We start from the raw sequence: 18,015 nt of genomic DNA, 5'->3' as shown, positions 1-18,015 counted from the left end.
CCAATAAAAAACCCCGCTTTTGCGGGGTTTTTTATTGGTCAGCCTTAGCCGGCTAAGCGATATTCAGGGCAGTGTTCCGAAACTCCTGAATCCAATGGTGTCGGCAGGCGATCCATTGGACTAAGAACTCCTTTCCCACCTCGATTAACCACATGGGTATAAATCTCGGTAGTAGAAATATCCGAGTGGCCAAGTAACTCTTGGATAGTCCTCAAGTCGTAACCGGATTCCAGCAGGTGCGTTGCAAAACTGTGCCGAAACGCGTGCGCGCGAGCAGGCTTGTGTACGCCCGCGGATTTGACTGCATGGCGGATATGCTTAGCCAGCGCGGACGGATGCAGATGGTGGCGCCTAATAACTCCTGTCCGCGGGCAGGGCCCGACTCTGGAGGAGGGGAACAGGAACTGCCAGGCAATTTCGCTAGCGGCTCTTGGATATTTCCGCTCCAGCGCGTCAGGCAGATATACCTCCCCAAAGCCGGCAGCAACGTCTTCCGCGTGAAGTATCCTCACTTTCTCAATCTGCCGCCTCAATGCAGGAATGAGAGCCTGAGGAAGAATCGTAGTGCGATCCTTATTTCCCTTGCCACTTCTCACCACAATATTATTGCTGCCGAAGTCTATATCCTTGATTCGAAGGGAAAGTAACTCGGCACTGCGAAGCCCGGCACCATACATAAGTTCCACTAAAAGACGGTGTGTTCCGTTCAAGTGCACAAGAATCGCCTGGATTTCAGATTGGCTGTATACCACGGGTAGACGCCGATATTGTCGCGCCGGTTTAAAGTTAAGCCCCTCAAGGCTTAATTCCAGATAGCGCTTGTAAAGATATACGAGAGCATTTAATACAATTTTCTGAGTGTTAATTGCACAAAACTTGTCAACGGACAGATAGGTCAAAAACTCTTCCACCTCCACAACCCCCATATCCCTTGGATGACGAAGCTTGTGGTAATGAATGAACCGTTTGATCCAGTGCGTGTAAGTCTGCTCTGAGCGATATGCAAGTCCAGATTCCCGCATATGCCGTCTAAGCAACGGCATAAAGCGTTCGGAAGAGCTGGGTATTGCATGGCGAATGTCATCCATGACGGCCTCTCGTCTACTGTTTTTATATACAGTGGTCGCAGTATAGGATTCCGTCAATCACCGAAATATATTGAACAGTCCACTATTTCTGGAAGAGAGCGTGTAAGTCGTTGACTTTTAAGGACATTCAAATATGCTCAAAAGCCATTGGATAAACTCATTGGAGAACGATGATTCGTTCTAATTTGGAAAAGTACTGGGCTTGAAATTAATAACCCATTGATTTTAAAGAGAAATCAGTTTCCAGGGTTAAGTTGGCGACAAGAAATAGTTGCGAAAGAGATATAAGGCCAATGGCCCTTGAATAAACTGTTATGAGCGATAAAAAATGAGACTATTACCACTCATATTTATGTTGGTTTCCTTCAATATTTCTGCAGAAGAACCATTTAAAGACTTCTTTGGGGAATGGTGCGTAGTGAAAATGGACACCTTTCGTGGCTCAATAATCCCTGAGGAAGAGGCTAAAAATTGGCTTGGGACCAAAGTTTTAATTTCAAAAAATGAATTTAGCTCCCTCTCGAGCGTGATTTACAATCCTATCTATAAATTAACTGTAGAAAATTTCGCCGACCACGAAGAGGGAAATATCAGGCAGAAAGATTCGGTATTTTATGGTGTATACCCGGATCGTAAGCTTGTTAAGAAAATTGAGGTTTATGAAAATAAAGATGAGGAAGATCCATACACTTATATTGAAATAGTGAACTCTAATAAAATATTCGAGCTATATGATGGCTACGTTTTTACCTATGAGCGCTCCTGCTCATAACAATCACAGGCAGTTTGCGCCGGCCCTTCGGGCCTCTGCGGGACGGCCTACGCTACGCGTCGGCCGCCCCTGCTGTGGGCGTTATGTTTTACTGAGAATCTCACTTTGCTAATTATTAAGAATTTCACATTAAGATATCTTCCGGAAATATTGCTATTACTGCTTTTTTCGACTCTTTTCCTTCATGTACAAACAATGCGAGAACTACTCGATGAAATACTTAAGGTTAAGGGGGCTAGCTCAGGTGATGTCAGCTATTTGGTAGGGGTTTTAGATAGGAAATTAAGCCAAATAAGTGTGTTCGGGTTATTTTTAATTGGTATTTTTAGCCTGAATAGGAAAAAACATAACAATGCCAGGCAGTAAAGCTCCGGGCCTTCGGCCCTCCGCGGGACAGCTTACCTTGTGCACGTTTTGCGCGGGTCGCTACGCTCCTATTTTCGCGCAAAACGTGCACAAGGTAAGCTGCCCCTGCTGGCGGCGTTATATGTAAATGAAAACTGACGAGCTAATTATTTGGACCCTTCTGGTCATCGTTGTCGTGATAACCCAATATGTCGCATGGAAGAGACTCATATGTGGTTTTTTGGTTGTAAAAGCCTATAAAAACTATCAAGGCAAATACTGTTCGCATAGAAGATCACCATTGATGGTGATACTCAAAAATAATTCCTTTAGAGAACAGATCGTAGGAAGAATCGATTTCCTTGACCATATGAGAAACCATTTGTATTCCATGGACATGAAAGACACCAGTATCAAGTCTGGTAGCAGCTCAGGCATAGACATTGGAGGGTTGGAGTTGCAGTTTGGAAACACGTCAAATCCAGCCTGTTTTGTGAGAGTATTGGTGCGGAGCGGTAAGGAATATCACGGAAAAATTAGTGAAAAATGGTGGTATCACATATAACAATCGCAGGCAGGATGCTCCGGCCCTTCGGGCCTCCGCGGGACGCCCAACGCTATGCACATTTTGTGCGGGTCGCTGCGCTCCCATATTCGCACAAAATGTGCATAGCATTGGTCGCCCCTGCTGCGGGCGTTATGCGTAGAGACTGATGAAGTTTACTCTCAAACTTATAGGAATCTTAACATCGGCATTTCTTGGTATTTGCCTGTTCTTTTTCATTTTGGGCGGGTTTATTTTTGGCTGGGACCGTCCTTCTTGTGATGAAGACTCTGAGGCTGTTAGATATGCGCGCTCACTATCTGAAGAGCGTTTGGAGTTGCTCTACCTTCAAATGCATGACTACTCTCTGAGTGAAGATACGCCGTTCGGTGGATACTCCAGGCTACAAAATAATGAGCTGCCTGATGAATTCAATGATTTAAAGGTGGTAAAGGTAAGACCTAAGCAGGGCAACATTATGGTGCAGGGTTGCTTCGATCACTATGTTTACCTTGGATTTAGCGGGTTAAATGACAGTTTGGAAAAAGAAATTGTGCTGAGTTACGGTGAGTTTCCAGTTTTAACAGAGGTCCTATGGCGCTCAGAGTAAGCGCATAACAATGCGCTGCAACGGGACGGCTTACTTTGTGCACTTTATGCGCCGTCGCTTCGCTCCATTGTTGCACATAAAATACACAAAGTAAGCCGCCCCTGAGCGCGGCGTTATAGGGCGTCCATCTGACTATGAGCGAACTCGCTGGAATGACGATAAACGAGCGCCTTTTTAATGTCGGGCTCATCAAGCAATTCGATGCTGCGATATTGGCGCGGGACGAGAGGGAGGCAGTTGCTATTTTACTACGTGCTGAGCTTTCAATAGAGCAGGCGCAGAATACGGTAGCTGCAATATTCAGTGATCCCGGCATATATGGTTATGCATAAATTAAAGTATCGAGTGAGGTGCCCTATAACAAGGCCAGGCAGTAATGCTCCGGGCCTTCGGCCCTCCGCGGGACAGTTTACCTTGTGCACGTTTTTCGCGGGTCGCTGCGCTCCCAGTTTCGCGCAAAACGCGCACAAGGTAAGCTGCCCCTGCTGGCAGCGTTATGTGTAAGTAGTCATGGAAGAAAAGTACGAAGCAATTTGGCTTAACATTGAAGAAGATGATTCATCTAGAGTGGTGCATGAAAGCTATAGCAAGAAGCTGGATCGCCTAGAAATAATTTATCAAAGAGCTGATGGTTGCTATCTACCTTATTCATTTAGAAAGCAACGAGATCATCAGTGGCGCCTTCCAGTTTGGTGCCCGGAAAATGAGAAGGCAATTCTGCCAACTTTTGAGGATGCAAGAGAATATTTATCGAGCTTTGTCGCAAGCAACACATAACAATCACAGGCAGTGAAGCTCCGGCCCTTCGGGCCTCCGCGGGACGCCTTACCTTGTGCACATTTTGCGCAGGTCGCTTGGCTCCCATTTTCGCGCAAAACGCGCACAAGGTAAGTCGCCCCTGCTGTGGGCGTTATGTGTCCATCGAAAACGCAGCTAGAAATATATAGAAAATGAAAGCGAAGTTAATCGGAAGAAGAGTCGCGTACTTCCTGTCAATTTTGATCTTCGTGCTAGGGGGCGCAATTAGCTACGTCTTGAGAGATGGTCTCGGCCCAGATATGGTTGATTCTCAAGGTGTTGTCGCATTGTTCCGTACGGTAGAAGGGGCCTGGCCAGCGTGGGTACTTTCTCTGTTGCTGGTACTTATAGCGCGTTGGTTAGGCCATGTGCCAGATTCCACATAACAATCACGGGCAGTGATGCTCCGGCCCTTCGGGCCTCCGCGGGACGGCTTACCTTATGCACGTTTTACGCGGGTCGCTTCGCTCCCATTTTCGCGTAAATTGCGCATAAGGTAAGCCGCCCCTGCCGTGGGCGTTATACGTATTAGATCGGAGAATGAATTGAAGGATTTTGCTTTCCTGGCTCCGCTGGGCATCATCGCAATGACGGCTTGGGCAGTTTTAACTGACTTTATGCCAGTCATGATCCTTCTCTTGGCTCTTTCGCTTATCGGAGCATTTGTTCGCTTTAAGAATAGAGAGAATGAGGTATGGTTAAAGAGGCTAAACTTCTCGATCTTCGCCTCCGTCATTGTTTCTGCTGCCTTGGTGATTTATGGGCAGCAATACGTATAACAAGCTAATGAACTTCGCGCGCGAAAGGCGCGCGCCGGACAGCCTACGCTACGCTTCGGCTGCCGGTTATTAGAACGTTAAGCAAAATGAGAACTAAAGAAGAGTATATAAGTTCAATCATTCCTCACCGGTTAGGCATGGTAGATATCATGCATTTCGTGCTAGACACTCTTATCTTTGAAGAGGGCAGCAAACCCTTTGAGCTTTTCGTCGAAGGCAAGCTCAAGGTGCGAGGAAATACTTCATTCATAGCGAATGGTGCTGTCGAAGCTGGAATTATTAATGCAAGAGCTTTGCTCGAATTTTTGGGTTTAAAGGTAGAAAAAGGAAACCCATACAAATTGAGTGAAAGAAATGGAAGAAGATATGATGATGACCTCTTCATAGAGGACTTCGAAGGCACCAGTGGAAAACTATCCAAGGTTAGTATTGAAGATGTATACAGTCTTTACCCTGGTCCGAAAGAAGAGGCGGAGATGTCACTAGCAAGAATTATTCACATAGGGCATAAAGAGATAGCTCATCCAACTCTGGGCAGAGAAAATACCACGGATGATTATGCAATGTTGGAAATTGCGGCGAGAGGCATACGGGCCTTAACAGTGACGTTCTTTTTCACAAAGCTTGGGATTCCAGCTCCCCAGCACCCAGTTTCAGCGTCAAATGCTTAACAAACGCAAGCAGTTTGCTACGGCCCTTTGGGCCTCCGCGGGACGCCCAACGCTATGCACATTTTGTGCGGGTCGCTGCGCTCCCATATTCGCACAAAATGTGCATAGCATTGCTCGCCCCTGTTGCGGGCGTTAGGCACGGATAGCCGGTATATGAATAAGATCGAATTAGTGCCCTCTACCTATAATGGAGAAAAGTACTTGGACATCTACATAGATGGCCAAGCATTAAATAAATATTTTGTGAGTAGGAAAGGCCTCCACCCCACACAGTTATCTGTGTTTGGAGGTCTGGATCACAATGAGTGTGTCAGTAGATTCCTATGTAGGTCTCTGCCGGAGCTCGAATCCGGGCGGAATGCAGTTCTAGCATGTGAGCTCTGTCGAGATATCAATTGTGGTGCTATCACTGTCCGTGTTTCTAAGCAAGGTGATTGCTATTGCTGGTCTGACTGGCGCTATGAAAACGGACTAGATGTTGATCGTGAATTGCAGTGGCAACAAATACCCGAAGAGTTTGTTTTTGATAGGGTGCAATACGAAGAGGCGTTGCGTGGTTAGCCAGATGCCTAACAAGCGGTTGTAATCGCCGCGAAATACGCGGCTGGGACGGCTTCCGCTACGCTCCAGCCGCCCCTAAACCGAGCGTTAGAGTACGCAAAGGAATATCGAGTGGCAGAGATAATTTTTTACGTAGGCCTTGGGATATTTATTATCGGCGGAATCGGCCTACTTATAGCGGCCTTTAGAACAGGCATCCTCTGGGGGCTTGCAGTACTGCTCATTGCACCAGTTTCCATAATTTATTTAATCGTCCATTGGCAAGATGCAAAAGGTCCATTCAAGCTCCAACTTTTGGGAATTCTTGTAATCTTGGGGTTGGCGTATGCAAATGGCGGTTTGGAATTGCCGGGCTCGGTAAGTTCAAGCTTCTCCAACTTAAACGTATTAAGGCCTGAAAATTCAAATTTCTATTCATCCAATCTTTCAAGTCCGCATTTCAAATGCGATGGCCGGCAGCATTGTAGCCAAATGACATCCAGAGAAGAGGCGGTGTTTTTTATAAGAAACTGCCCAAATACAAAAATGGATGGCGATAATGACGGGGTTCCATGTGAGAACGATTCCAGGTTCTGAGTCAGCAAACTCTAACAATCGCAGGCAGTTTGCTACGGCCCTTCGGGCCTCCGCGGGACGGCGTTAGGCTTAAAAATTGATCCAGGTATATTTATGCAAATTACGTTGGCAAGCATTACAGTAGAAGATCAAAATCGGGCTTTGAATTTCTATACGAAAGTGCTCGGTTTTGAAGTAAAGAATGACATTCCGATTGGTGAATTTCGTTGGCTTACGGTAATTTCGCCGGAAGCGCTGCCGGAGTTGAGCTTGTTCTTGAACCGGCTGCATTTCCACCGGCGATTACATATCAGAAGGCGCTTTTTGAAGCCGGAATTCCGGCTACCGCGTTTATCTCAAGTGACATTTCCGCTGAGTACACTCGACTTAAGGCGCTCGGGGTGCAATTTCGCGGCGAACCAAAGAACATGGGTCCTATTACAAATGTTCTTTTCGAAGATAGCTGTGGCAATCTTATAAATTTGGTACAGCCAGCAGCCTAACAAGGCGCTGCAAAGCGACGGCTTACTTTATGCACCTTTTGCGCAGGTCGCTCCACTCCCATTTTTGCGCAAAATGCGCCCAAAGCAAGCGGCCCCTGAGCGCGGCGTTATGCGTCATCAAGGATCGAATATTGAACAAGGTAATATTGGAAGGGTATATCGTCGTTCCTGAGTCAGATCTTGAGATCGTCAAAAAGGAATTGATTAGTCATATTCAGCTCACTAGAGAAGAATTTGGCTGCGAGAAATTCAACGTTAGTCAAGACAAAAATAATATTTGTCGATTCAACGTATACGAAGAATTTTCTAACAAAGAAGCATTTGCTTACCATCAGCAGCGAGTCAAAAGTTCGCACTGGGGTAAAGTCACAAAAAATGTAGAGCGTCATTACCAAATTTTTGAGCAGGGCTAAGTACAGATCTGAGGCGTATGTGGTGGATTGTAGTTATCCCATAGCCCCTAGGCATAACAAGGCCGGGCAATTTGCTCCGGGCCTGGGGCCCTCCGCGGGACAGCTTACTTTGTGCACATTTTGCGCGGGTCGCTGCGCTCCCATTTTCGCGCAAAACGCGCACAAGGTAAGCTGCCCCTGTCGGCGGCGTTAGGCAGCCAAGGAGATGGTAAAAATGCCAAAATATTTCAAATTTTCTGATAAGGAGTGGATCTTTGACGAAAAGAGTTCAGGAGAAAATGTAAAGAATTGGCACGATGGAAATGGCGTTCTCATGCGACTGCAATGTATTGGCCCAGATAAAGAACTAAGCGACTTGCTCTCTGATGAAAATGCTATGAGAGAGTATTTTAGAGCTAATCTGGCCGCGCAGGGTGTGGGCGTGGTCGAATGTGATTCAGTCATTATTTCTGGTTACCCATCCGCGAGAGCGATTGGGAAAATAGTCGCTTCTGGTGAATCAGCGCAATATATTGCATCACTTTCAATGCCGCTTATGGATCGATCATTTGTATTGTCGCTTTACTCCAGAGAAGATGGAATGACTGGCCTTAGGGATGCCATAGTTTTTGATAAATATTTATCTGAAAGTGGAGATGATGTTCTCAATGACGATGGAATTCCATCTGGTTGGGCATGCGATCCTTATTTTCCTGAATATAAAGGGCCAAGCCTGAGGAATAATGCAGACTCTGAGGAATATGATAGCCAATTCCCAGAGCATCCTTTAAGTAAAGTCCGCTCTAAAATGAATCAGGTTTGTAAAAGTATCAATATTGTCGACGTAGAAGAAGTTACCCCAAGGCCATGGTGGAAATTTTGGGGGTAAGCCAGCCTAACAAGCACCGGCACAATCGCGCACTACGTGCGCTGGACTCGCAACAAGTTGCTCGCCTGTGCGGCGAACGTTATGCATGTCATAGGATACCAGTATGAAATATAGATTCTCCGTATTTGTCGTATGTCTGTTAATTCCGTTGTTGGCCCATTCTGGTGAAGATAAGTACGCTGTGGGGTGTTGGACAGCAGAAATTGGAGAATATGAAAATATAGTTACGCTTTGCGTAAATCATAAAGTAGGTTCACTTTCTACTTATTATTCAAATAAAGCGATCGAGTCGGACCCTACTCGGTGTTACCAGCCGGCATATATAGAATACAAAAGTGAAGAGATTATTCTTTTAAGTGGCACTGGCGGATTTTGCGATAATGGTAGAGACCAAGGTGAAGTGACAATTATGTGTGAATTAAAATCTTCGAAAACTATTAATTGTGACGTCTATGGTGAATATAGAGAGATAAATGCCAAAGAGCTAATCCGGCTAAAATGAATTTAGGTAAAATGCATAACAATTTGCAGCACTTCAGCCGCCACTGCGCGGCGGCCCGGACCTCCTTACGCTGCGCTTCAGTCGGCCCGTGTGCAAGGCGTTAAGCACAGAAATCACAATCAGGGAATAGAAAATGAAAACCATAGCTGCATCGTTACTTTTCATGCTCCTTTCTGGTTTAGCATCAGCAAACGAGAGAGCACCGTTTAAGCTAAAAGTTGTAATTGATCAGAATTCAATCCAAGAGTTTCTGATAGATATAGACTCTTATGTCTCCCAAGAACTTGTGCTCACGGACGAGCTTCGTCTCTCCGTTATAGTAAATCCCAAGAATTCTAAGAATCTTGAGTCAACTCTGTATTCTAATGGCAAAGTCATTCATTCAGCGGTGCAAGCGAAAGATGCTGACTCTGATCCAAATTTCTACTTAATATGCTCAGGGGAATTGGCTAAGTTTTTGTCACCGCTGGAAGGTAAAGAACCTTCATGCCCAGTGCCAAGTGCTTAACAATCACAGGCAGTGAAGCTCCGGCCCTTTGAGCCTCTGCGGGACGGCTTACCTTATGCACGTTTTGTGCGGTCGCTTCGCTCCCATTTTTGCTCAAAACATGAATAAGGTAAGTTGCCCTTGCTGTGGGCGTTATATTGCATGAAAGTTAAGCTCAAGAGTTTCGAACAGCAAATCATTCGATTTTTAGCTCAAGCTCACCTGTCTGGTGAACAAAGGGCGAAGCTTTCTCAATGTCTAGATTATGCTCAGTATGAATATACTGGATGGGGCTATTATCTAACTGTTGCGGATGAGATTTTCCCGAAGGAACATGCAATTATTGATACTCCCTGGGTTTGCGCATCTGCGGGGAGTTTGGAAACTGGGTATTTGTTAATTTTTTTAGATTCTGAAATTACCCTAGAATGTTTTCCTTACATCAATAGCCATGACCAATGTGGTTTTCCGGAAGGGTTTAGAGGAATGGACGTGTCTTGGTGGGTTCAGAGTGAACCTGATACGTCGGCAATATAACAAACGTAAGCACGTCGACAAAGTTTCCGCTGCGCTACAAATTTGCTCGTGCTACGAGCGTTATGTGGGCTACCTGTGAGCCAGGAGGCTTAAGCTGGAGGGTTGAACTATGGTTTATACGCTTCAAAAAGCGGGGCTGATAAATGAGCAAATAAGGCGCTTTACTACGTCATATGTTCACCACCTTTCGGGACAATTTGCCAATTTGGAGTTCTGGCTAGGTGAAATCGAATCGGCACTATCGGCTCTTAATGAATATCACCATCGTTTTGAGAGTATGCGAGATGCTCAAAAAACCTGGGTAAGAGAACATGGAACGGTAGTTCATGAGTACTGCCCGATCTGTATGGGAAGGTGTGAGTTTTCAGATGGCGTGCCAATCCCGCCGGTAAGAGTTCCTAGCTCTGATTTGAAAAAAATGCATAAAGAGCTAAGTGATACTGCGTATGCATTTATTTTAAGATGCTACCGTGCAGGTTTCGCGGATGAATCAAAGGTTAGGCTGCTATGTGAGCGGCTTGGTACTGGGTTTGATCCACACGATTTAAAGCGATGACCTCGCTCACATAAAAAGCGGCTGTAATCGCCGCGGAATACGCGGCTGGAACGGCTTACACTACGCTCCAGCTGCCCCTAAACCGAGCGTTAGGCATCCGGAAATATCATGCAAAATACAGTTTCATTATCGCAGTACGTTAGGAGGCGAAACGGTGTTTCGCTGGGCGCAAACCATTCCATGAGAAATATGCTATCTCGCTCTTTGGGTGCCGGTTCATTCCCGGTCTTTTGGCATTATTGGAACCCAATATGGGGCTACTATTTGTCGCGCAACATCATGAAGCCGCTCGGTTTATTTATGCCGAGTTGGCTGGCGGTCGTTTTTACCTTTCTTGTTAGTGGCGCGCTCCATGATTTAGCGGTTTCTCTCGTTAAATGGAAAGTAATTATATTTTTTACACCATGGTTTTCCCTTATGGGTGTTGCAGTTGTTCTATCAAAGTATTTTGCTATTTCTTATCGCTCATATCCGTGGATTGTCCGTGCAGCAATAAATATACTTTTTATCGGTAGTACACTGTTGGTAACATGCTTCGTAGAGGGTAAGTATGCCTAACAATCACAGGCAGTATACTCCGACCCGTTGGGCCTCCGTGGGGCGCGTTAAGCATCGTAATCAACACTAGTGGAATTTCGATATGCCAATTAGAAAATGGAGTTTTCAAACTGTCGTGATGGTGCTGGCGCTTTTCGCACTATTTTCCGGTGTACAGTATCTAAAAGGAAGGGATCTAGTTTACGCGTTAAAGTTCGGTGTATTTTGGGCCTTGATCAGCTCATGCATCTTCTTGATTGTACGTGTGCGTAACTACAAAAGGCGGGTCGCATGTAAGTTGTGCAATGACCTTCCTGGGCAATAGAACGTGTATCTCCGGGCAATGCATAGCAAGGTCGGGTAATTTGTTCCAGGCTTGCGGCCTTCCGTGGGGCAACCTAACTTGTGTGCATGTCGCGTGCTCGCTTCGGTCCCATTTTCGCGCAAAAAGCACGTAAGATAAGCCATCCCGCTGTGGACGTTAACGGCTCTGGTAACGATGAACATCGAATATAGAATTGATAAAGAAGTATCAGTCGAGCAGTTCCTGAACTTGCTGGAAAGCTCAACTTTAGCCGAGCGTAGGCCGGTAGAGGACAGAGAGTGTCTTCAAGGTATGCTAAAAAATAGCAATCTCACGGTAAGTGCCTGGGATGGAGATCGCCTTGTGGGTATTGCGCGGAGCGTCACAGATTTTCATTATGCATGTTATCTTTCTGATTTGGCGGTAGATAAACGCTATCAAGGAATGGGAGTAGGGCGAAATTTACAAGTCCTTACGCAAGAGCAGCTTGGTCCAAAATGTAAACTAATCTTGATCGCGGCTCCCGCAGCAAATTCTTACTATGAACATTTAGGTTTTCAAAATAACGAGCGTTGTTGGGTGCTGGATCGCGATAGGAGCATCAGCGGTTAACATGGTGCTTCAGTCAACGTCTTACGTTATGCGCCTTTTGCGCAGTTGCTGCGCTTCAATTTTCGCGCAAAAGGGGTATAAAGTAAGGCGTCCTTGGGGGCGGCGTAATGGAGGAAACAACAATGAAGATATTTGTAATAATTTTTGCTGTCCTGATATCCGCATGCAATGGTATGACCTTTAATACAAATCTGGGACCGTACGCAACAAATAAAGTAAAAACGGTAATCGTTGAAGAGTATTCGCTGGCAGAGATCTCAAAGTACGACGCGACTTCTCTGGGATTTGTTGAGGCTTCTTACTGCCAGGAGCGTTTAGATCAGCCAAAGCCAAGTAAAGCGGCCTTGGTAAGCGATCTAAAGGTTAGAACCCATAGCTTGGGTGGTAACGGCGTAGTACTTGAGGCGTGTGGTAAAACTGCCTATGACATGTGCCATGAATACATGGAGTGTCGGGGTGTCGCGTATGCAGTGCCGCCGCGGCAGAGCAGGCCATAATTGCGCGCAGCCTAATTTCTTCGTGTCGCCACTCAGCACACTCAGACACGTTCACTGATGGGTAAGGAGTATTGTGCTGGTCATTGGGTTCGGGTTGCGTTGAGTGCCTGGCCTTGTTGCGTTCTTGGCGGGATATTAGGGCAGAAGGTGCATAGGCAGGGGAAATAAAAAAGCCCGATCCTTTCGGATCGGGCTTTGCTATTTGGCGCACTCGGGAGGATTCGAACCTCCGACCGCTCGGTTCGTAGCCGAGTACTCTATCCAGCTGAGCTACGAGTGCGTCGTTGTGGTTGCGAACTATAGTGACTTGCCTTGGCTTCGTCAACTTGTTTTTAAAGATTTTTTTCAAAAACTCTTTAAAAATCCGCAGGTTACCGAACTTGTGGGCGTTCCGGGGAAGGCCGGTTCAGCTCGATAGGGCGCGCATTCTGCCTCTGGGGTGGGGCTATTGCAAGCACTTTTTCAATTTCCGCTTTTTCTTGGCTGGGTTTGCCTTTTCAGCGCCACATTCGTCTCTTGGACGCCCTCAGGCCGCGCTGCATTCTGCCGCTAAGCGCTCGGGCGCGGGTGCCTCGCGCTCGGCATTAGGGTTCAGATGTTGTGCGAATGCGAGCTCCAGCAACTCCGGTTCCCGATGACGCTTGATCTGCTCGAAGAACACTTCCGCCTGGGGATAGCTGAGTTTCAGGTAGGCGAGCCACTGTTTGATCCGGTTGCCCAGGTACTTGGCGGGGTACTCGGCCTTGGTGGCGTTGTAGTAGTTATAGAGGCGGGCGACGATTTCGTGCCATTGCAGTGGTTGATAGTCCCGTCCTTCGCACTGGGCGCGGATCTGCAGGCCGATATCCGGGCGCGCGAGCAGGCTGCGCCCGAACATGAAGGCGTCGCAGCCGGTCACTGCGCGACAGCGCAGGAAGTCGTCGACGGTCCACAGGTCGCCGTTGGCGATGACGGGGATACCGATCTGCTGGCGAATCTCGCCGATGTACTCCCAGTAGGCGGGGGGGCGATAGCCATCCACCTTGGAGCGGGCGTGGACGGCGAGTTCCGAGGCACCGCCGGCTTCTGCGGCGCGGGCGTTGTCAAGATAGCTGCTGCGGTCTTCGTAGCCCAGGCGGATTTTGGCGGATACCGGAATCTCTGCCGGCAGGGCCTTGCGCACAGCGGCAATAATGCCTTCCACCCGTGATGGAGACTGCAGCAGGCAGGCTCCACCATCGCTGTTGTTGACGGATTTGGCCGGGCAGCCGAAGTTCAGGTCGATGGCGCGGGCGCCGGCTTCCACGGCACGGGCGGCATTGTGCGCCATGGACTCCGGGTTGCCCCCGAGCAGTTGCAGCTTTACCGGAGTGCCGCTTGGGGTCGTTGCGCCTTGCTCCAGTTCGGGGCAAAAGCGGGTAAAGACCTTGCGCGGCAGGCGCGTGTGGGTCACCCGCACAAACTCTGTCACGCACACGTCAATGCCGCCGATAGCGGACAGCAGGGCCCGCACATGGTGGTCGATGACCCCTTCCATCGGTGCCTGATAGATTTTCGGTGTGGGTAGTTTGGGCTGGTCGCGCATAGGCAGGTTACGACTTACTGCGTTGAAAGGTTTGGGGGCGCATTGTACGTAATATGCTTTCCGCTTGCGCAATTTTTCATCAGTGGCTGACGTTCCCCCCTGGCGTCTCTTTCGGTGTTTTTGCTGGCTGGTCGAATCTGGCAATGAAAATGAACGAAAATACCGATTTTTGGTGGGATCTTGGTTGCTTCTGTAACTAATAAGTGTTTGATTTTGAAAGGATCTTGTATCGATAATGTGGCTCGCTTGATTCACCGCAGTGCCATAACAAGCTCAACAATATTCAAATAAGCGAGGGGAAAAGTGCAGGAATCACTGTTACAGCAAGGTCTCGATATCACCTTATTCGGGATGGGAATCGTATTCACGTTTTTGCTGCTGCTCGTGATCTGCACCACCATCATGTCCCGCGTGATGACACGTTACTTCCCTGAGCCGGAACCCGCAGCCGTAACGCCACCGGCCGGGATTGCCCACTCCGCCCCCGAGAACGATTCACGCGTCAGAAAGATCATCGAGGCCGCGATCGAGCAGCATCGCAACAAGCGCCGCTGAGCGGAAGTCACTTTAAAAAAGCCAATAAATATTGATTTGCCCGTGTATGCCGATGGCAATAGCGGGCAAGGTTTTCAACCCCCAACTTGCCAAGATCAATTTTCCGAGAGAGACGACCCATGACTGAGGTTAAAAAGCCACTGGGGATTACCGATGTAGTCCTGCGCGACGCCCACCAGTCGCTGTTCGCTACCCGCCTGCGCCTGGATGACATGCTGCCGATTGCGGAGAAGCTGGATAAGGTCGGTTTCTGGTCTCTTGAATCCTGGGGCGGGGCTACTTTCGATGCGTGTATCCGCTACCTGGGGGAAGATCCCTGGGAGCGTATCCGCGAGCTGAAAAAGGCCATGCCGAATACGCCGCAGCAGATGCTGTTCCGCGGCCAGAATATTCTCGGCTACCGCCACTACGCGGATGACGTGGTGGAAAAATTTGTCGAGCGCGCGGCCACCAACGGTGTGGACGTATTCCGTGTGTTCGATGCGATGAACGATATGCGCAACCTGCAGACCGCGCTGGCCGCGGTGAAAAAGCAGGGCAAGCATGCGCAGGGCACCATCTCCTATACCGTGAGCCCGGTACACACCATGGACATGTGGGTGGACCTCGGCCGTCAGATCGAGGACATGGGTGCGGATTCCATTGCGATCAAGGATATGGCCGGCCTGCTGCGCCCGTACGAGGGCTTCGAGCTGGTTACCCGACTCAAGGCGGCGGTGGATATTCCGATTCACATGCAGTGTCACGCGACCACCGGTCTGTCGACGGCTACCGCGCTGAAGTGCGTGGAGGCCGGTATCGACAATATCGACACCGCCATTTCCTCCATGTCCATGACCTATGGCCACAGCCCCACCGAGGCCGTGGTTGCGATTCTCGAAGGCACCGATCGCGATACCGGTCTTGATATCAACCTGCTGGAAGAGATCGCGGCGTACTTCCGCGAGGTGCGCAAGAAATACGCGAAATTTGAAGGCTCGCTGCGCGGTGTGGACTCCCGCATCCTGGTGGCGCAGGTGCCGGGCGGCATGCTGACCAATATGGAAAACCAACTGCGGGAGCAGGGCGCTGGCGATCGCCTCGACGAGGTATTGGAAGAAATTCCGCGGGTACGCCAGGACCTCGGTTTCATCCCGCTGGTGACACCCACGTCCCAGATCGTGGGTACCCAGGCGGTACTCAACGTGCTGACCGGCGAGCGTTACAAGTCCATTTCCAAAGAGACCGCGGCGGTACTCAAGGGCGAGTACGGCGCGACGCCGGCGGAAGTGAACCGGGAGCTGCAGGATCGCATTCTGGATGGTGCAGAGCCGGTAACCTGTCGTCCGGCCGACCTGCTGTCGCCGGAGCTGGACAAGCTGGCGGCCGAGCTGCAGCAAAAGGCGGTGGAAGACGACATTGCGCTGACCAGCGGTGACGGCGAAATCGATGACGTGCTGACCTATGCGCTGTTCCCGCAGATCGGTCTCAAGTTCCTGAAAAATCGCGGCAACCCGTCGGCCTTCGAACCGGTGCCCACCGGTAAAGAGGCGTCTGAGGTCAAGAACGATCAGGGCGAAAGTGTTTATACCGTGACCGTGGAAGGGCAGAGCTACACCGTTACCGTTTCCGATGGCGGCGACCTGACCGGTATGGTGCGGATTGGCGGTGGTACCGCTGCCGGGGTCAGTGCGCCGGCGCCCACCGCCGGCAGCGGCGCTCCGGTGAAGGCGCCGCTTGCCGGCAATATTTTCAAGGTGCTGGTGAAGCCCGGTGACCGGGTGACGGAAGGCCAGAATATTGTGATCCTCGAGGCCATGAAAATGGAGACGGCGATCAGCGCCCCCCGTGCCGGCAGTATCACCGGGGTCACTATCAAGGAAGGCGATTCCGTGGCCGTGGGCGATGCCCTGCTGACCATCGCATAACGGGGGCCTCGTGGATAATCTCACCAATCTCTGGTTCTCGTCCGGGGTCTACCAGATGACCTCCGGGCAGTTCATCATGATTCTTGTCGGGCTGTTGCTGCTGTTCTTGGCCATCCGCAAGAATTTCGAGCCGCTGCTGCTGGTGCCCATCGGTTTTGGCGGCATCCTCGCGAATATCCCCGGGGCCAACATGGCCGCACCGGCGGTGGAGGCCGCCCTCCATTCCGGCGATGTCGGGGTGCTGACACAGCTGGCACATGCGCTTGGGCTTGCCGGCTTCGAATCCATTGAAGCGCTGAAAGTCGCCCTCGAGCACGCGCCTGCTGCGGTTCACGAGCGCGCGGTACAGGTAGCGGCGGATGCGGGCTTTAACAATGGCATGCTGTACAACTTCTACAGTGTCGCCATTGCCTCTGGCGTTGCCCCGCTGGTGATATTTATGGGCGTGGGTGCGATGACCGATTTCGGCCCTCTGCTCGCGAACCCCCGCACCCTGTTCCTGGGGGCGGCGGCTCAGTTCGGTATCTTTGCCACGGTGCTGGGGGCGGTGGCGATGTCCGCAGCCGGAATCATGGATTTCTCCATTGCCGATGCGGCGGCGATTGGCATCATTGGCGGCGCCGACGGCCCTACCGCCATTTATGTGTCCAGCATGCTGGCGCCGGATCTGCTCGGCGCCATCGCCGTGGCGGCCTATTCCTATATGGCGCTGGTGCCGCTGATTCAGCCGCCGATCATGCGCGCGCTCACCACGGAGCAGGAGCGCCGGATCGAGATGGTGCAACTGCGCCCGGTCAGCAAGCGCGAGAAAATCGTGTTCCCGCTGGTGCTGCTGATTCTGGTGGCGCTGTTCCTGCCGGACGCGGCGCCGCTGCTGGGAATGTTCTGTTTTGGCAACCTGATGCGCGAGAGTGGGGTGGTCAACCGCCTGTCGGATACCGCGCAGAATGCGCTGATCAATATCACCACCATCTTCCTCGGTCTCTCCGTGGGCTCCAAGCTGGCGGCGGACAAATTCCTCGACCCGAAAACCCTCGGCATTCTGGCACTGGGTATTGCCGCTTTCGCGATCGGTACCGCGGCCGGCGTGCTGATGGCCAAATTGCTGAATGTCTTCAGCCAGAACAAGATCAACCCGTTGATTGGCTCCGCCGGGGTATCTGCGGTGCCGATGGCGGCGCGGGTGTCCAACAAGCTCGGCTTGGAGTCGAACCCGCACAACTTCCTGCTGATGCACGCCATGGGGCCGAATGTGGCCGGGGTGATCGGTTCCGCGGTGGCGGCGGGGGTGATGATCACCATGGTGCGCGCGATGACCGGCTGATCGGTTGGCGCCATGTCCTGAAAAACCCCGCTACGGCGGGGTTTTTCATGTGCGCAATTCAGTCGAGACCGATTGGTCACCAAGGGTTCCGGGCAAGCGGGGAGGACGTGCTAAGATGGCGGCCCT

21 protein-coding genes, 1 tRNA gene and 1 pseudogene are annotated in these 18,015 nt (G+C 50.1%); 20 read left to right on the top strand and 3 right to left on the bottom strand.

Translation table 11 applies throughout. The features are described 5' to 3' along the window. Window positions 1-44: 44 nt before the first annotated feature. Window positions 45-1,088, bottom strand: coding sequence for an integron integrase (locus R5R33_RS03105; protein WP_318954599.1), 1,044 nt, complete (start codon window positions 1,086-1,088; stop codon window positions 45-47). A gap of 352 nt (window positions 1,089-1,440) precedes the next feature. Between R5R33_RS03105 and R5R33_RS03100 the strand changes: the two genes are divergently transcribed. The 17 genes and pseudogenes from R5R33_RS03100 to R5R33_RS03025 all read left to right on the top strand — a co-directional run bounded on the left by R5R33_RS03100 (window position 1,441) and on the right by R5R33_RS03025 (window position 12,539). After that, window positions 1,441-1,860, top strand: coding sequence for a hypothetical protein (locus tag R5R33_RS03100; protein WP_318954598.1), 420 nt, complete (start codon window positions 1,441-1,443; stop codon window positions 1,858-1,860). 1,058 nt (window positions 1,861-2,918) lie between these two features. Continuing rightward, window positions 2,919-3,359 (top strand): hypothetical protein, encoded by a 441-nt coding sequence (locus R5R33_RS03095; protein ID WP_318954597.1) that lies wholly within the window; start codon window positions 2,919-2,921, stop codon window positions 3,357-3,359. A 134-nt stretch (window positions 3,360-3,493) separates the two neighbouring features. Beyond that, on the top strand, window positions 3,494-3,691 hold the full coding sequence (locus R5R33_RS03090) for a hypothetical protein (protein WP_318954596.1): 198 nt from the start codon (window positions 3,494-3,496) through the stop codon (window positions 3,689-3,691). Between the two features lie 178 nt (window positions 3,692-3,869). Then, a complete protein-coding gene (locus R5R33_RS03085) occupies window positions 3,870-4,136 on the top strand; it encodes a hypothetical protein (protein ID WP_318954595.1) in 267 nt (88 codons plus the stop codon). 566 nt (window positions 4,137-4,702) lie between these two features. After that, the gene (locus R5R33_RS03080; RefSeq protein WP_318954594.1) at window positions 4,703-4,936 is read left to right on the top strand and encodes a hypothetical protein; all 234 of its coding nucleotides are present in this window, start codon (window positions 4,703-4,705) and stop codon (window positions 4,934-4,936) included. Between the two features lie 86 nt (window positions 4,937-5,022). Beyond that, window positions 5,023-5,607, top strand: a complete 585-nt coding sequence (locus R5R33_RS03075; RefSeq protein WP_318954593.1) for a hypothetical protein — start codon at window positions 5,023-5,025, stop codon at window positions 5,605-5,607. 672 nt (window positions 5,608-6,279) lie between these two features. Beyond that, window positions 6,280-6,744: an excalibur calcium-binding domain-containing protein gene (locus tag R5R33_RS03070; protein WP_318954592.1), complete on the top strand. Its 465-nt coding sequence runs from the start codon at window positions 6,280-6,282 to the stop codon at window positions 6,742-6,744. Window positions 6,745-6,837: 93 nt separating this feature from the next. Further along, window positions 6,838-7,226 (top strand): annotated as a pseudogene (locus tag R5R33_RS17770) (VOC family protein). A gap of 131 nt (window positions 7,227-7,357) precedes the next feature. Continuing rightward, complete coding sequence (locus R5R33_RS03065; protein WP_318954591.1) at window positions 7,358-7,639, top strand: putative quinol monooxygenase; 282 nt, start codon at window positions 7,358-7,360, stop codon at window positions 7,637-7,639. A gap of 214 nt (window positions 7,640-7,853) precedes the next feature. Continuing rightward, window positions 7,854-8,507 (top strand): hypothetical protein, encoded by a 654-nt coding sequence (locus R5R33_RS03060; RefSeq protein ID WP_318954590.1) that lies wholly within the window; start codon window positions 7,854-7,856, stop codon window positions 8,505-8,507. A 103-nt stretch (window positions 8,508-8,610) separates the two neighbouring features. Beyond that, window positions 8,611-9,009 (top strand): hypothetical protein, encoded by a 399-nt coding sequence (locus R5R33_RS03055; protein ID WP_318954589.1) that lies wholly within the window; start codon window positions 8,611-8,613, stop codon window positions 9,007-9,009. Window positions 9,010-9,142: 133 nt separating this feature from the next. After that, window positions 9,143-9,517 (top strand): hypothetical protein, encoded by a 375-nt coding sequence (locus tag R5R33_RS03050; RefSeq protein ID WP_318954588.1) that lies wholly within the window; start codon window positions 9,143-9,145, stop codon window positions 9,515-9,517. Between the two features lie 141 nt (window positions 9,518-9,658). Next, the gene (locus R5R33_RS03045; protein ID WP_318954587.1) at window positions 9,659-10,033 is read left to right on the top strand and encodes a hypothetical protein; all 375 of its coding nucleotides are present in this window, start codon (window positions 9,659-9,661) and stop codon (window positions 10,031-10,033) included. 109 nt (window positions 10,034-10,142) lie between these two features. After that, on the top strand, window positions 10,143-10,589 hold the full coding sequence (locus R5R33_RS03040; protein ID WP_318954586.1) for a hypothetical protein: 447 nt from the start codon (window positions 10,143-10,145) through the stop codon (window positions 10,587-10,589). Between the two features lie 108 nt (window positions 10,590-10,697). After that, on the top strand, window positions 10,698-11,147 hold the full coding sequence (locus R5R33_RS03035) for a hypothetical protein (protein ID WP_318954585.1): 450 nt from the start codon (window positions 10,698-10,700) through the stop codon (window positions 11,145-11,147). Window positions 11,148-11,625: 478 nt separating this feature from the next. After that, window positions 11,626-12,042 carry a GNAT family N-acetyltransferase gene (locus R5R33_RS03030; protein ID WP_318954584.1) on the top strand — a complete coding sequence of 139 codons (417 nt, stop codon included), beginning with the start codon at window positions 11,626-11,628 and terminating at the stop codon, window positions 12,040-12,042. Window positions 12,043-12,164: 122 nt separating this feature from the next. After that, window positions 12,165-12,539, top strand: coding sequence for a hypothetical protein (locus tag R5R33_RS03025; RefSeq protein WP_318954583.1), 375 nt, complete (start codon window positions 12,165-12,167; stop codon window positions 12,537-12,539). Between the two features lie 203 nt (window positions 12,540-12,742). On the opposite strand, the gene R5R33_RS03020 is transcribed toward R5R33_RS03025, so the two are convergent. Both R5R33_RS03020 and R5R33_RS03015 read right to left on the bottom strand, forming a co-directional pair. Beyond that, window positions 12,743-12,819: transfer RNA gene (locus R5R33_RS03020), tRNA-Arg, on the bottom strand. A 246-nt stretch (window positions 12,820-13,065) separates the two neighbouring features. Then, window positions 13,066-14,103, bottom strand: coding sequence for a tRNA dihydrouridine synthase (locus R5R33_RS03015; RefSeq protein WP_318954582.1), 1,038 nt, complete (start codon window positions 14,101-14,103; stop codon window positions 13,066-13,068). 303 nt (window positions 14,104-14,406) lie between these two features. On the opposite strand from R5R33_RS03015, the gene R5R33_RS03010 reads away from it, so the two are divergent. The 3 genes from R5R33_RS03010 (at window position 14,407) to R5R33_RS03000 (ending at window position 17,889) form a co-directional block, all read left to right on the top strand. After that, window positions 14,407-14,658, top strand: a complete 252-nt coding sequence (locus tag R5R33_RS03010; protein ID WP_318954581.1) for an OadG family protein — start codon at window positions 14,407-14,409, stop codon at window positions 14,656-14,658. A gap of 119 nt (window positions 14,659-14,777) precedes the next feature. Then, window positions 14,778-16,565, top strand: a complete 1,788-nt coding sequence (oadA, locus tag R5R33_RS03005) for a sodium-extruding oxaloacetate decarboxylase subunit alpha (protein ID WP_318954580.1) — start codon at window positions 14,778-14,780, stop codon at window positions 16,563-16,565. Between the two features lie 10 nt (window positions 16,566-16,575). Further along, on the top strand, window positions 16,576-17,889 hold the full coding sequence (locus tag R5R33_RS03000; protein WP_318954579.1) for a sodium ion-translocating decarboxylase subunit beta: 1,314 nt from the start codon (window positions 16,576-16,578) through the stop codon (window positions 17,887-17,889). The last annotated feature ends 126 nt before the right edge of the window (window positions 17,890-18,015 follow it).

The sequence above is a fragment of the Microbulbifer pacificus genome, assembly GCF_033723955.1.
GTDB classification, from domain to species: domain Bacteria; phylum Pseudomonadota; class Gammaproteobacteria; order Pseudomonadales; family Cellvibrionaceae; genus Microbulbifer; species Microbulbifer pacificus.
This window is presented reverse-complemented; position numbering and strand designations above follow the sequence as displayed.